Below are 14,478 nucleotides of genomic sequence, written 5' to 3'. Positions count from 1 at the left end.
CGCGGCTCGGTGCCCGACAGTTGGAGAACCGGTACGCCGATTTGCGCCGGTGCCGGGTGCCGGTCGATCGAGAGTGTCGAATTCACGACCGTAGGCGCGGCGGGGCGGGTGCTGGCACTGCCCGTGATTGCGCTCGGTCAGCTGCCAAAGGTCGTGCGGCGGTGTGTCATCGCCCTTGTGCGGGCTTCGCGTTCGGGGTGTTGAGGTGTTGGCTGAGGACGTGTGCCTCGTGGAGGAGTAGTGCGCCGAGTTCGGGTTGCCGCTCGGGTGTGAAGCGGGTTTCGATGCCGGTGAGTGTGAGGGCCCAGGAGGGGCGTCCGGTGGGGTCGAAGACGGCTGCTGCCATGCCCCAGCTGCCTTCGACGACGAGGCCGGGGTTGACGGCGTATCCGTCGCGGCGGGTGCGTTCGATGCGGGCACGGATGTCGTCGGGGGAGTGGGCCTGCCCCCATCGGCGGGTCAGGTCGGTGCGGTCGAGGTAGGAGTCGATCTCCGCGTCGTCGAGGAAGGCAAGGGTGACAAGTCCTGCCGAGACGACGCCGAGGGGGAATCGGGCGCCTTGGTAGAGCACGAACGAGCGGATGGGGAAATCGCCGTCCTCGCGGATCAGGCACACGGTTTCCTCGCCGCGTAGCGCGGAGAAGAAGGCGCTCTCGCCGGTTGCTTCGGCCAGCCGGTGCACGCTGGCGCGGGCGTGGTGGGTGACGTCGTAGCGACTGCCCGCGGTCTGGCCCAGTAGGTAGAGCTCCGGGCCGAGGAACCAGCGGCCGGTCGACTGGTCGCGGTCGACGAAGCCTTCCTCGGCCAGCGAGGTGAGGAGGCGGTGCACCGTGGGTCGTGGGAGGTCGGTGTCACGGGCCAGCTCGGCGGTGAGGGCGCCGCTGTCGTTTCTCGCGGACAGCGCGCGCAACACGCCTCCGACTCTGCCGACCAGGTGTGCGTTCGATACCTCGCGCATGGCTCGAGCCTAGGCGTTCATTCAGTGAACGCCTAGGAAGGTGTGCGCTCGGTGTGCGATCACCTTTCGGTGGATATGCCTGGATATATTGCCAAACAGCGAGCGAGTCGTTGTACTTCTCGCCGTTCGGTAGTCGGACGGTGGGAGGTGACGAGGTGTCGAAGCTGCGTGCCGGGGCGCAGGAGGCGTTGGCCGATGTGCTCGTGGACGGGATGACGCTCGCCGTCGGCGGGTTCGGCCTGTGCGGGATCCCGAACGACCTGATCGAGGCGGTTCGGGACAGCGGGGTGACCGGGTTGACGGTGGTGTCGAACAACATGGGTGTCGATGGCAAGGGTCTCGGGATTCTGCTGGAGAACAAGCAGGTCGCCAAGGTCATCGCCTCGTATGTGGGGGAGAACAAGCTGTTCGCCCAGCAGTTCCTCGACGAGACCCTGGAGGTGGAGTTCGCGCCGCAGGGCACCCTGTCGGAGCGGCTCCGTGCCGGCGGCGCGGGTATCGCGGCGTTCTACACGCGTGCCGGGGTGGGAACTCCGGTGGCCGAGGGTAAGCCGCTGGCCGAGTTCGACGGGCATTTGCATGTACAGGAACGGGGGATCGTCGCCGACGTGGCGCTGGTGCACGCGCACACCGCGGACCCGGCGGGCAACCTCGTCTATCGGGCCAGCGCGCGCAACTTCAACCCGGTGGTGGCGACCTGCGGCCGGGTGACGGTGGTGGAAGCCGAACACCTCACCGGCGAGTTCCTCGACCCGGAACGGGTCGTGACACCGGGCATCTACGTGGACCGCATGGTTCAAGCGGCGCCGCGCGTCAAGGACATCGAGAAGCGTACGGTGCGCGCTCGCGCCGACGTGCCGACCGACTAGGAGCTACCCATGGCCTGGACACGTGACGACATGGCAGCCGTCGCCGCCGCCGAGCTGCGCGACGGCGACTACGTCAACCTCGGGATCGGCATCCCGACCCTGGTCGCCAATTATGTGCCGGACGGGGTGCAGGTGACGCTGCAGAGCGAGAACGGCATTCTGGGTGTCGGGCCGTTCCCGGTCGAGGGGGAGGACGACGCCGACCTGATCAACGCCGGGAAACAGACCGTCACGGTCAACCCCGGCGCCAGCTACTTCGACTCGGCCGCATCGTTCGGCATGATGCGCGGCGGGCACATCGACATCGCCGTCCTGGGGGCGTTGCAGGTCAGCAAAGCCGGCGACCTGGCCAACTGGACGATCCCGGGGGCGCTCGTCAAAGGTATGGGCGGTGCGATGGACCTGGTCGTCGGAGCACGCCGGGTCGTCGTGCTCACCGACCACGTGGCCAAGGACGGTACCCCGAAGATCGTCGAGGAATGCACCCTGCCGCTGACCGGCTCGGGCGTCGTCAACCGGATCATCACCGACCTCGCGGTGCTCGACGTGACCGACACCGGCCTCCGCCTGGTCGCGCTCGCCCCCGGCGTCACCGAAGACGAGGTCCGGAACCGTACCGACGCGCCGATCGCGGAGACGGCCGAAGCCGGTCGCCGATAACCGCCGAACGCGGCGATGCCACGTTTAGTCAGGCGCACCACCGGCGTCCCACGCGTCGGTTTCAGCGCTGATGGATGCCCGGGTGCGAGTGTGGGTGCGAAAAGGTTGCTTATGCGGCCTGGTTCGCACCCACGGTGACGTCTTGCGCGAGTGTTTTCCACCTGTGAACGGGCTGTGCGACGACTGCCGGACGTCTCATCATCCTTCGGCCGTCGGTTCAAGTCCGACCCGGCCCACACCAGCGGAAACGCGGCGGATGCGAACTCGTTCGGTGCTCGTACGGCCAAGGACTCGCCCGTCGACGTTTGCACCATGAGCCGTAGCGGAACGAGGCGGGCTTCCGTCTCGCTAGACGACCTGCGTGACCTGCTGCCGGAATGGCAGAGGCACCTGCGTGCCACCAACGACGATGTCGTTTACGGACTTCCCGCGGGTAAGGCTGCTACCCGGGTCGGACGGAGCAGGGTGCCGTTGCAGGTGAGTCGTGCGGGAGCTGGTCCTCGTGTATGCGGGTCGAGTCTCGGTGCGTCGGAGACGGCTGTGTGGCCTCGCCGGTGTCCCCCACGTACGCGGCGACGGAGCCGTCCGTGAGCGCGTATAGCTGCCGGAAACGCGGTGCGATCAAGCCGCAGCGCACCACCACGTGCTTGGCTCGGGTGACGTCGGCGGCCGGCATCAACGAGGCTCGTCACTCAAGTCCATGTGAGCCGTGGTTCGATATGGCGCGGTGATGCGACGTTTCTTAGCGTGATGCGTCACTGTGCGACACCGGCAAGTATGGGCCGAGAAGTCGCCGATCCCTGTCGTGACGTGGTGCGTAAGGACTTCAGGCACTCACGTGCAAACACCGGTGCATGGCGCATCATCGGCATGTTCGGGCGCATCAGGGTTCGGCGTGATCCACGGCATCGGCGATAACGCTCCGCCCGGTGAGGCAGCGCCGACTGGCTTCGGGTTGCAATAAGCGCAACAGGAAGTTGCCCCAGGTTCTCGTCAGCCTCACGCTTGGGCGCCGGCAATGACGCGTAGGGCAAGAGTTCCCATGGCTGCGTCTTCGATGTGGTCAGCGGCGAAGGCTGGCCGCTGAGGCAAGGGAGATTGATGTGACGGCGTGGGAGCTTTTCACTGATCTGGGGTTTATGTGCCTCCTACTGCTGGTAGGAACATGGCTGCGAGCGCGGGTCAGGGTTCTCCAGGCTCTTTTCCTGCCGGCCAGTCTTATTGCGGGAATGCTGGGGCTCGTCTTGGGTCCCAACGGCTTTGGCGTTGTTCCATTCTCGGAGTCCCTCGCCGACTATTCGGGGATTCTCATTGCGGTGGTGTTTGCGGCCATGCCCTTCACTTCCCGGCTGGGATCTTTCTCCCAAGCGGTCAGAAACGTCGCTGCGACCTGGGCGACGTTCCAATCGGTTGTCATTCTGTACTGGGGAGTCGGACTTCTCTTCTCTCTGGGAATCATCACCATGTTGTTCCCGATGATGGATATACCTGACGGGTTCGGTCTGATGCTGGCCGCAGGCTTCATGGGAGGACACGGCACCGCTGCGGCCATTGCCGATGTCTACGGTGACAGGTGGGTAGAGGCTCAAGCGCTGGGGATGACGGCTGCCACGGTCGGGATCGTGGTAGCCATCGTCGGTGGGATTCTGCTGATCAAGTACGAGTCTCAGCGGGGTCGGACGTCGTATCTTCAGAAATTCAGCGATCTTCCCCAGGAGCTGCGCACCGGGATGGTCCACCCTGACCGTCGGCAGTCGGTCGGGAAAAGTCCGGTCTCGACCATGTCCATCGATCCGCTGGTCTACCACGCGGGGGTGATCCTGGCGGTATCGGCCGTGGCTTACCTCATCGCCGAATGGATCTCGCAGGCGGCGGGCGGTCTCAGCGTGCCCACCTTCTCTGTTGCGTTCCTGCTTGCGATCCTCGTGGTTCTCGTGATGCGGGCCACCAAGGCGAGCAGGCATTTCGACGTGCAGCTCTTCGAGCGCACCTCCAGCTCCGCCAGCGATCTGTTGGTGGCGTTCGGTGTTGCCAGCATCAGCCCCGACATCGTGGTTTCCTATGCCGGGCCGTTGGCCCTGCTGTTGACCTTCGGTGTGGTGTTCATCGCCTCCTACTACTTCCTGGTCGCCAAGAGGACCTTTACGGACCACCCCGTCGAACAGTCCCTGTTCCTCTGGGGAGTACACACGGGCACGGTGGCGATGGGGATCGCCGTGTTGCGCATCGTCGACCCGGAGATGAAGTCGAAGACGCTCGACTACTACGGGGTGGCCTATGTGCCGATCGGCTTCGTCGACATCGCGATCATCGCTGTGTTGCCCGTGTTGGTCATCGCAGGATGGGCGTGGACAACTGCGCTGGTGCTGACCGCTGTCGGGATCGCCATCATCACGCTCGCCAAGCTGACCTTCGCCCGCACTCCGGCTGCCGCGCAGACGGAGAAGGTGTAGTTGCAAGTCATGCAACACGTAGTTGCACCGGTCGCACCGGCGACAGACAGTGGTTCCATGGACGGCATCGGCGACACGGCGGCGGGGCGGGTTCTGGCGGTACTGGAAGCTCTCGCAGAGGCCAATCGAACCGGGCGGGCCGGCATGACGACCTCGTCTCTGGCGAGGGTTATGGACCGGGACAAGTCCAGCGTGTCGCGCCAGCTCAAGCCTCTGGTGGCCCTTGGTCTGGTGGAGAAGGACCCCGACGGCGTTCACCGCCTCGGGTGGCGCCTGTTCGCTGTGGCGGCTCAGGCGGGAGACCAGCGGCTGCTGCTGCTTGCGCCACCGGTGATGCGGCAACTCAGTCGTACTGTCGGTGAACGCACTCATCTGAGTATCCGTCGCCATGATCAGGTTCTGACGATCCTCACCGAAGGGCCGCAGCGTGCAGTGGAGGCGGTGAACTGGGTGGGTAAAACCGTTCCGATGACAAGCACCTCGACGGGGCGGGCCCTGATGCTCGATGACTCAGCCGACGAGGTTCGCAGTGTGGTCGCCCTCAGTTCCGAACGCAGCGCGGAGGGGGAATCTCCTGTCGGTGATTTGTCGCAGGTCAAAGGCACGTTGGACAGCATTCAGGCTGGCCGTTCGCTGGGCTACGTCGCCGTGGTCGACGAGTTCGAAGAGGGTCTCTCGGCGGTCGCTGCGCCGGTGCGTGATGTCCACGGCCGCATCGCTGCGGCGCTGAACATCTCCGTGCCCTCGTACCGCCTGGGCGGTGGCCTGCCCGACCTGGGGCGGCGCATCCGTCATGCAGCCGACTACGTCAGCACGACCCTGGCCTCACCGGAGGCCGGCCCGACGTATCCGCCCAAGGACCAATGATGTTCGACAGCCATGTACACGCGGGCCCCGATGTCATCGACAGATTCGGGGACGACACGGTCATTGCCGAGACCTATACCAACTCGGACTTCGACGGTTTCGTACTGAAGGCCCACTACGAGTCGACCGTTGGCCGCGCACATGCGGCTTCGCGCGCGGTCGGAAAGTCGGTCTACGGCGGTATCGCCCTCAATCAGCACTGCGGCGGAATCAACCCGAGTGCCGTCGCGGCGGCTCTGGCCGCAGGGGGTCGGGTGGTGTGGATGCCCACTGCGGACGCGCACACCCAGCACGCAGCCGATCTGCCCCGGCTGTGCCGACAAGAGCCCCGTCTCGGGACACACACCTACGCCATACCCCCATTGGACGAGACGGCGGCCGACGATGTCGAACAGGTTATGGCGCTCATCGCCGATCACGATGCCGTCCTGGCGACGGGACACCTCAGCGGCGAAGAATGCCGCTGGCTCGCCGAGAGGTCCCGCTATTACGGCATCAACCGGGTGCTGTTCACGCATCCCTCCTACACCGTCCCCGGGCTGAGCCCAGCGGCGACCGGAGAGCTCGTGGCTGCCGGAGGGTACGCGGAGATCACCACGTTTCAACTGCTCCACCAGCCGGGGTGTACTCCCGCAATGTTGGCCAGGGTCGCCGAGGCGGCCGGTCGCCGGCTGGTGCTGGCATCGGATGCCGGCCAGATCGACTCTCCGGCGCCACCCGATGCCCTGGAGATGCTCATCGACGCCCTGACAGGCGAAGGTCTGGACCGAAACTGGCTCGAGGACGCGGCCTCACGTGTGCCGCAGGGGCTTTTCGCTCCAGCCTAAAGATCCTCACCTCTGTGCCGCGGAAAGATTCCTACGAAAGAAAAGGACAGAACCGTGATCGAGAACAAGACTGCCTTCTACAGTGAAGGTGCGCGCCTTCAGGCAAGTTTTTATTACCCCGAGAATGTGCCCGTCAATGTTTCCAAGCCGGTGGTCATCATCAATTCCGGTTATCAGGGTTTCAATGAATTCTACCCGAAGATGTTCGCCAAGCGGCTCACCTCGCAAGGGTTCAGCTGTTTCGGATTCGACTACCGAGGCATGGCTGACAGTGAGGGTGAGAAAGGAACCGTGCTCATCGAGCAGCAAGTCGAGGACGTTCGTAACGCTGTAACCTTCGTTCAATCCCGCGACGACGTCGACTCCCGCCAGGTCGGCCTCATCGGCTGGGGCATGGGGGCAGCCAACGTCGTCCTCGCCGCGCAACAAGGACCGAGGGTCGCTGCCGTTGCGGCGCTCAACGGTTTCTACGACGGCGAACGCTGGCTGAGGTCGGTGCACACGTACGACGAGTGGACCGCCATCCTCGAAACCGTCCGCCAAGACCGGACCCAACGCGTCCTTTGCGGTGAATCCGCACTGGCCGATACATTCGAGCATTACCCGTTGGACCCGGCGACCAAGGAGTACGTCGGTAAGGAGCTCGAGCAGGTCTACGGGTTCGGGCATCCGACTCGGCTGCAGTTCACCGAGTCCGTCATCTCCACCAAGGTCGAACGAGTCGTCCAGCACCTGGCTGGAACTCCGTTGTTCATCGGGCACGGCGTGCACAACACGCTGCATCCCATGACCGAAGCGGAGTCGCTGTTCGCCGCGGCTCCGTCGCCGAAGAGTTTCTACACGATCGACGGTCGCCACAACGACTTCATGTACGGAGACCATCCGGAGTTCATCCGGCTCTGTGAGCACGTGGAAGAGTTCATGACCGACGCCTTTCGTGACAGCGTAGAGCCCGCGCGTCTCGTTCGGGCCTGAACACGTCGGGAGAACTGATGGTGGCGCTTCGCAGCGACCTGACGACACGGGCCGCCTATGCCTCGGACGCGTCGATCTACCGGCGTGTGCCCGAGGTCGTCGTCGAGCCCCGCACCGAGGAGGACATCCGGCAAGCACTCGCTCTGGCGGCCCAGAAGGGCTGGCCCGTGGTCTCTCGCGGTGGAGGTACGTCGGTGGCCGGCAACACGATCAGCACTGGCATGCTGATCGACACCTCACGGCACTTCAACCGCATCCTGTCCATCGATCCGGACGAGATGACCGCCGTGGTTCAACCCGGGGTTGTATGTGACCAGCTGCGTAATGCGGCCGCGGCGTACGGTCTGACCTACGGGCCCGACCCTTCGACGCATGCTCGCTGCACGATCGGTGGGATGGTCGGCAACAACGCCTGCGGGTCGCATTCAGTGGTCTGGGGTACCAGCGCCGAGAACCTGGTCGCCGTGACTGTGATGCTTGCCGACGGCAGAACGGTGCAGCTGCACAGGGGCGGAACCTCTGATCCGGCGATCGAGAGTGCGTTGGCTGCGATCCGAGATCAGAACCTGTCGACACTGCGTACGGAGCTCGGACAGTTCCCCCGGCAGGTGTCGGGATACGGGTTGCACCATCTGCTCCCCGAGCACGGATTCGATGTCGCCAAATCCTTCGCCGGGAGCGAGGGGACGTGCGGGATCATGACCTCACTCACCGTGAGACTGGTCCGGAAACCCGCCGCGACCGCGTTGAGCGTCATGGGATTCGACGACGTCTTCGATGCCGCGGCAGCTGCACCGCGGCTGAAGCTTGCGGGAGTGCAGACCATTGAGGGCATGGGCGCTGATCTGCTCACTGCCCTGCGTTCCAGGCCCGGGAGAGAGCAGGCCGGATCGGCGCTTCCCCGTGGGGGCGGGTGGCTCTACTGCGAAGTAGGTGCCGATACGCAGGACGAAGCCGAGCGGTTGGCTGCCGAGCTGCCTGGATACGTCTCAGACCTCGTGAGCGATTCGCTGGTCGTCACCGACCCAGGTCATGTCCGGAAGCTGTGGTCGATCCGTGAAGCAGGCGCGGGCATCGTCACCAGACTCCCGGACGGCGGCGAGGCGTGGCCAGGCTGGGAGGACTCGGCCGTCCCCGCGGAGTACCTCAGCGACTACCTGCGCAAGCTCTACGTATTGCTCGATGAACTCGGACTGGAGGGGATTCCGTTCGGCCACTTCGGAGAGGGCTGCATCCATCTCCGGATCTCCTTCGACCTCGAGACCGAACAGGGCCTGGCCCGGTACCGCCGGTTCGTCGAACATGCTGCGGAGCTCGTCCGTTCCTACGGAGGCTCGGTGTCGGGGGAGCACGGCGACGGGCGGGCTCGTTCGGAACTTCTTCCGGCGATCTACTCACCAGCAGCGCTGAGAGCGTTCCGGGCATTCAAGGAAACCTTCGACCCTGACGGAGTGTTCAATCCGGGCGTGCTCGTTGCTCCCGAACCCATCGATCAAGGAGTACGCCCGGGGCCGGAACGGGACCAACTTGAGCTGACGCCGGTGCACGCCTTCTCTCGTGACGGAGGATCATTCACCAGTGCCGTCAACCGGTGTGTGGGTGTGGGAGCGTGCCGCTCCGACGTCGGAGCCATGTGTCCGTCGTTCCAGGCCAGCGGTGACGAGGTCCACTCCACTCGCGGGCGAGCTCGCGTGCTGGCGGAGATGCTGCGGGGCGAGAGCGTCAGCGAAGGATGGAAGTCCGCAGAGGTCCGCGAGGCGCTGGACATGTGCCTGTCCTGCAAGGCGTGTGTTTCGGAATGCCCGGTCAACGTGGACATGGCGACTTACAAGTCCGAGTTCCTTCATCATCACTACCGCCGCGGAGTCAAGGGGTTCTTCGGAAAGAATCGGCGGCCGCGCGCGCACTTCACCATGGGTTGGATGCCGCGCGTGCTGCGCTGGTTGGCGAAGGTCCCAGGCGCGTTGCGACTGGTCAACTTTGTCGAATCGTTCCGTCTTGTCGAAGAGTTCACCAAGCGGCTCGGCGGTATCGAACCGCGACGCCGGATGATCCGGTTCAACCCTGTCCCGTTGGGTCGTTGGCACAGCCGTCGGAAGAGCACATTCGAGGAGGTTGAAAGGCCGGCTGTGGTGCTGTGGCCAGACACCTTCACCAACTTCGCCTCCGCCGGCCCAGGCAAGGCGGCCGTCGAAGTGCTGGAGACCCTGGGTTACCGGGTGCTCATGCCGGCTGACGATGTCTGCTGTGGGTTGACGTGGCACTCCACGGGGCAGCTCGACACGGCGCGAAAGGTGCTCGGCCGGGCATTGGATGTCATGGACCCGCTCATCGCGGGCGGCTATCCCGTCATCGGTCTGGAACCCTCGTGCGCGGCAGTGCTCAAACACGAGATTACCGAGCTCGTCCCTGACGATTCGAGGGCCCACAGGGTCACCGAACTCGCGTCATCCTTCGGCGAGTTCATCTCCCGGCACAAGGCCGAAGGTGGTTGCTGGCCGTTCGATTCTGTTCGGGGCAATGAGCCGTCGCGGGTGTTGTGCCAGGTCCACTGCCACCAGAAAGCCACTACCGGCTACGACGCAGAGCTGGAGATCCTTGCCAGCCTGGGCGTCGATGTCGATGTGGTCGGCGGCGGGTGTTGTGGACTGGCCGGCAACTGGGGATTCGAGCCCGGCCACTTCGAGATGTCTCAGGACCTCGGCGAGCGGGAGCTGTATCCGAAGGTGCGGGCGGCAGGGGAGAACGACATCGTCCTTGCGGACGGGTTCTCGTGCCGGACGCAGATCCACCAAGGCACAGACGTCGAAAGCTGGCACCTGGCGGAAGTGTTGGCAGCTGCGCTACGGGCGGGCAGGTAGGCCAGATTCGATGGTAGTCCCGGTCGGTGCCAACGACTCGGTCGGCGTTCATCGAGTGTCGCATGCGGTGGCGGCGTGGATCGGTGACCTTGATTGTGCGTTGGCACTGGTAACTCGGTGTCGTGTACCAGTGGCCACCCGCCCATCGGCGGGCACGCACCCGCAATCAACGCACCTTTGATGGGCTCACTGGTCGCTGTCAGTCCGGCAGTGTGTTCAGCACGAGCTGACAGGATCGGAAACCCGTTCCTCGGCCGACTGCGTGTCGATCGAGCCGCCGGGAGCGAGGGTGACTCAGCGCCGCTTTTTCATGTGGCACCCGGCGGTGATGTCGACATATGCCTCACGGAGCGGCGTCGATCATGGGTGAGTCCGGATGCCAGCATCGGGATCTGAGGGTCGCCGCGCCATCTGATCGGAGCGCAGAACCTCGCCTGCAATCCACGTTCAGCATTGCGCGGAATGATGCCGGGGGCCAGGTGGCGGCACCTTGCGCGAGGGTATGCACGATGGCTTTGCTGAGGGTCGCTCGGTTGCGCAACGCATACACGCGCACGGAGTCCTCGTCGCCGAAGTGGGCACTGTTGCATAGAAGCTCAAGTCGCGAGTCGGCGACCACCACCGATCGCTGTAGGCGCTCGGCCAGATCGCCGACGAGGAACTGCGCCTCATCGGTTGCCTTGCTGCTCATCCTGGAGAACAAGAAGGTCTCGGCTCACCGTCCGCCGGCGCCCTCGAAACAGCGACTGTCGCCACTGCCTGCGGGTGCGAGGCTCGGCCCGGTGGCCGGCGGCAGCCATGGCCGGTGCATCGGAGCCTGATCTACGCGACGTGTTCGCGCCGACATCCCTTGTGGGCGAGTTCCGCACAAGGTAGCTTAAATTCACCAAACGATTGGTAGGTCGGATTGGAGTGCTGCCTTGGCCAAGCTCAACTACACCGACGGTTCCGAGGTCCGTCGGACGTTCTGCACTCTGTGCCCACAGCACTGCGGGATGCTCTTCCGGGTGGACGGCGAGGGGGAGCCGCAGGCGTTCGACGGTGATCGCAACAATCCGGTTGCCAACGGCAAGCTGTGCATCAAGGGGACGACCGCGCTCGAGATCCACCGGCACGATGACCGCCTCAACTTCCCGCTGAAGCGAGTGGGCAAGCGAGGCGAGGGCAAATGGGAGCGGATCTCCTGGCAGCAGGCCATGGACGAGATCGCGGCGAAACTGCGTGATCTGCGTGAGCAGGACGGTCCCGAGTCGGTCGCGACGCTCGGCGGTACGCACAAGACGCCGGGCGATTGGGCGAGTTGGCGTTGGGCGGCGGATTTCGGTACCCCGAACTTCGTCAGCCAGGGACGCAATTGCGGCGTCAGCGAGTACATTGCCGAGATCTCGATGTACGGCTGGGACACCGTGTACCAGAGTTTCTACCCCGGTAAGACCAAGTGCATCGTGATCTGGGGATCCAATCCCGCGGAGTCGTCGCCGCCCTCGTTCGAGCGGCTGCGCCAGTGTCAGGCCCAGGGGGCCAAGCTGATCGTGGTCGACCCGCGCAGGACCAAGACCGCGGCGCGCGCTGATCTGCACCTGCCGGTTCGTCCGCGTACCGACGGCGCTCTCGCGCTCGGCCTGATCCACGTGATGATCCGCGACGGGATCTACGACAAGGAGTTCGTCGAGAACTGGTGCACCGGCTTCGACGAGGTGGAGAAGGAGGCCGCGCAGTGGACTCCCGAACGCACCGAAGAGATCACCGGAGTCCCGGCGGACGACATCGTGACCGCCGCACACATGTACGCCACGCTCGGTCCCGCGCGGCTGTCGTTCGGTGTCGCCGCGACGCAGCTCGGGGAGGGCGCTTCGCGGTCGGCGGTGCTCGGCAGATCGATTCTGCGCGCCATCTCCGGCAACCTCGACCGTCCTGGCGGCGAACCGCTCGGCAACCCCTACGACGAGAACACCTTCTCGTGGTTGCCCAACATCAACTTCGAGAAGCTGGTCGACCACCCGCTGCGCACGCGGGAGAGCGTGAACGCACACGAAACGCCCATCACCTCGATCTCCGGATACAAGGCTTTCCGGGAGGCCACGGCGAAGATCTACCCGGAGGGTCACACGGGCACCGCCTACGTCCTGTTCGCCAGCCAGCCCGCCATCTACCGCGCCATCACCGAGCAGGACCCGTACCCGGTCAAGGCGGTACTCGTGCAGTGCGGCGAGCCGTTGCTGTCGATGGGTGCGGGCAAAGCCGCTTACGATGCGTTCACCAGTGAGAAGCTGGAACTCCTGGTGACCATGGACATGTGGATGACCCCGACCGCGCAGCTGTCGGATTACGTCCTGCCGGCCGCGGATTTCATGGAGCGCGCGGACCTCAGTGCTCACTGGGGCATCGGCAACTTCTTCGTCGTCGGCCAGCAGAGCGCCGAACCGGTGGGGGAGCGCCGCAACGACTACGACCTGTGGGCCGAGTTGGGGCGCAGGCTCTCCGACGATCCGGACTACTGGCCGGAGACCGTCGAGGGCATGTTCGACCGTTTCCTGGCTCCCTCGGGCAAGAGCTACCGCGAGTGGGCCGACGGAGAGGTGAACCACCGATTCATCAAGCCGGTGTTCTACAAGTACAAGGAACGCGGCTTCGCCACTCCCTCCGGCAAGGTGGAACTGGTGCCCAGCCTGTTCGAACGATTCGGGGTCGAGGCCCGTCCCGTCTACACCGGACCGCCGTACTCGGTGCCCGACGCCCCGGAGGGGGAGTACCCGCTGCAGATGATCCCGGGCAGCAGGGTCCGTGAGCTCACGGCCTCCAACCTCCGGCAGAGTGAGCGCCTGAAGCGGATTCATCCCGAGCCGATCTGCGATGTCCATCCTGACACCGCCACGCAGTACGGAATCTCCGACGGGGAATGGATGATCATCGAACGGCCGGAGGGGGCAATCAGGCAGCGGGCGCGACTGGACCCCTCGTTGCGGCTGGACACCGTCAATCCCGACGGTTACTGGTGGAACCCCGACGAGGCGCAGTACGAGCCGCACCTTTCGGGTGTGTGGGTGTCGAACGCGAACGCCATCACCCCGGGCGCGCCGGAACTGTCGAGCTTCGCGGGCGACCAGCCGCTGCGCGGTGCGCGGTGCCGTATCCGCGCCGGTGAGGAACCGGTAGCGCCGCCGAGGGAGCGAGTCCTGACCGGGACGACGACGGAGGACTGATGACTACGCGGGATCAGGGCGCTTTCGGCGGTCGGGCCGGCGGATGCCTCGTGATCGGCGGCAGCGGCGCGATCGGGCGGTCCGTCGCGGTTCGGCTTGCGGAACTCGGCGGCGACGTGACCGTGACCTACGCCGGCAACAGCGCCGCGGCCGAGGAGACCGCCCTGGCCGTGAAGGAGGTGGGCCGGGACGGTGTCGCGGTCCACCTGGACCTCGGCGACGCCTTCCGGGTGCGTGAGGTCGTCGGAGAAGCGGTCGCGCGGCACGGCGGGCTGCACACGGTGGTGCTGGCCGCGTCCCCGACGAACTTCCAGGGCTGGACCAGCACGATTCCGCCGGAGCAGTACCTCGAGCAGTTGCGCGTGGACTCCGGCGGCACCTACACGGTGATCTCGGCGGCTCTGCCTTCCTTGCGGGAGAGTCGCGGCTCGGTGGTGGTCGTGTCCACGGTTGCCAACCGACGTTTCGTGCTGCGGGACGTCCTCTCGAGCGGTCCAAAGGCGGCGAACGAAGCGGTCGTGCGGGCGGTGGCGGCGGAAGAGGGACGCTACGGCGTGCGTGCGAACGCCGTGGGTGTCGGCATTCTCGATGAGGGTATGACGCAGGTCCTGATCGACCACGGCGACATTCGGCCCGAAAGCCTCGAGGTGGCGCGTGGGCGGATTCCGCTGGGCACATTCGGCAAGGCGCGCGACATCGCGGCCACGGTTGGCTTCCTGGTCTCCGATGAGGCCCGTTATGTGACCGGCCAGTGGATCGACGTGGACGGAGGTTATTCGCTGTGACGGCTGCTGCTGATCCGGGA

11 protein-coding genes and 1 pseudogene are annotated in these 14,478 nt (G+C 65.2%); 10 read left to right on the top strand and 2 right to left on the bottom strand.

The window, feature by feature from the left end; translation table 11 throughout:
* Positions 1-166: 166 nt before the first annotated feature.
* Positions 167-958: an IclR family transcriptional regulator gene (locus LY40_RS05125; protein ID WP_258936079.1), complete on the bottom strand. Its 792-nt coding sequence runs from the start codon at positions 956-958 to the stop codon at positions 167-169.
* 155 nt (positions 959-1,113) lie between these two features.
* Here LY40_RS05125 and LY40_RS05120 point away from each other — a divergent pair, with 155 nt between their 5' ends.
* The 8 genes and pseudogenes from LY40_RS05120 to LY40_RS05085 all read left to right on the top strand — a co-directional run bounded on the left by LY40_RS05120 (position 1,114) and on the right by LY40_RS05085 (position 10,470).
* Positions 1,114-1,827: a CoA transferase subunit A gene (locus LY40_RS05120; protein ID WP_183786729.1), complete on the top strand. Its 714-nt coding sequence runs from the start codon at positions 1,114-1,116 to the stop codon at positions 1,825-1,827.
* A gap of 9 nt (positions 1,828-1,836) precedes the next feature.
* Positions 1,837-2,487, top strand: coding sequence for a CoA transferase subunit B (locus LY40_RS05115; RefSeq protein WP_258936078.1), 651 nt, complete (start codon positions 1,837-1,839; stop codon positions 2,485-2,487).
* A gap of 1,103 nt (positions 2,488-3,590) precedes the next feature.
* A complete protein-coding gene (locus tag LY40_RS05110; RefSeq protein WP_183786731.1) occupies positions 3,591-4,940 on the top strand; it encodes a sodium/glutamate symporter in 1,350 nt (449 codons plus the stop codon).
* Positions 4,941-4,997: 57 nt separating this feature from the next.
* Positions 4,998-5,807, top strand: coding sequence for an IclR family transcriptional regulator (locus LY40_RS05105; protein WP_183786732.1), 810 nt, complete (start codon positions 4,998-5,000; stop codon positions 5,805-5,807).
* Positions 5,804-6,634 (top strand): DUF6282 family protein, encoded by an 831-nt coding sequence (locus tag LY40_RS05100; RefSeq protein ID WP_258936077.1) that lies wholly within the window; start codon positions 5,804-5,806, stop codon positions 6,632-6,634. The genes LY40_RS05105 and LY40_RS05100 overlap by 4 nt, the downstream gene beginning before the upstream one ends.
* A 54-nt stretch (positions 6,635-6,688) precedes the next feature.
* The gene (locus LY40_RS05095) at positions 6,689-7,609 is read left to right on the top strand and encodes an alpha/beta hydrolase (RefSeq protein WP_183786733.1); all 921 of its coding nucleotides are present in this window, start codon (positions 6,689-6,691) and stop codon (positions 7,607-7,609) included.
* A gap of 17 nt (positions 7,610-7,626) precedes the next feature.
* Positions 7,627-8,100, top strand: a pseudogene (locus LY40_RS05090) (FAD-binding oxidoreductase); the annotation flags it as partial.
* Positions 8,101-8,307: 207 nt separating this feature from the next.
* On the top strand, positions 8,308-10,470 hold the full coding sequence (locus LY40_RS05085; RefSeq protein ID WP_258936267.1) for an FAD-binding and (Fe-S)-binding domain-containing protein: 2,163 nt from the start codon (positions 8,308-8,310) through the stop codon (positions 10,468-10,470).
* A 343-nt stretch (positions 10,471-10,813) separates the two neighbouring features.
* Here the strand turns inward: LY40_RS05085 and LY40_RS05080 are convergent, their stop codons facing one another.
* Positions 10,814-11,161, bottom strand: coding sequence for a hypothetical protein (locus LY40_RS05080; protein WP_258936076.1), 348 nt, complete (start codon positions 11,159-11,161; stop codon positions 10,814-10,816).
* A 229-nt stretch (positions 11,162-11,390) separates the two neighbouring features.
* On the opposite strand from LY40_RS05080, the gene LY40_RS05075 reads away from it, so the two are divergent.
* The gene (locus LY40_RS05075; protein WP_258936075.1) at positions 11,391-13,673 is read left to right on the top strand and encodes a molybdopterin-containing oxidoreductase family protein; all 2,283 of its coding nucleotides are present in this window, start codon (positions 11,391-11,393) and stop codon (positions 13,671-13,673) included.
* Positions 13,673-14,458 (top strand): SDR family NAD(P)-dependent oxidoreductase, encoded by a 786-nt coding sequence (locus LY40_RS05070; protein WP_183786736.1) that lies wholly within the window; start codon positions 13,673-13,675, stop codon positions 14,456-14,458. Before LY40_RS05075 ends, LY40_RS05070 begins: the two co-directional genes overlap by 1 nt.
* The last annotated feature ends 20 nt before the right edge of the window (positions 14,459-14,478 follow it).

Source organism: Prauserella salsuginis (genome assembly GCF_024648885.1).
In the GTDB taxonomy this organism is placed as follows: Bacteria; Actinomycetota; Actinomycetes; order Mycobacteriales; family Pseudonocardiaceae; genus Prauserella; species Prauserella salsuginis.
The sequence above is the reverse complement of the archived record's forward strand: the minus strand, read 5'-3'. Positions and strand labels throughout refer to the sequence as shown.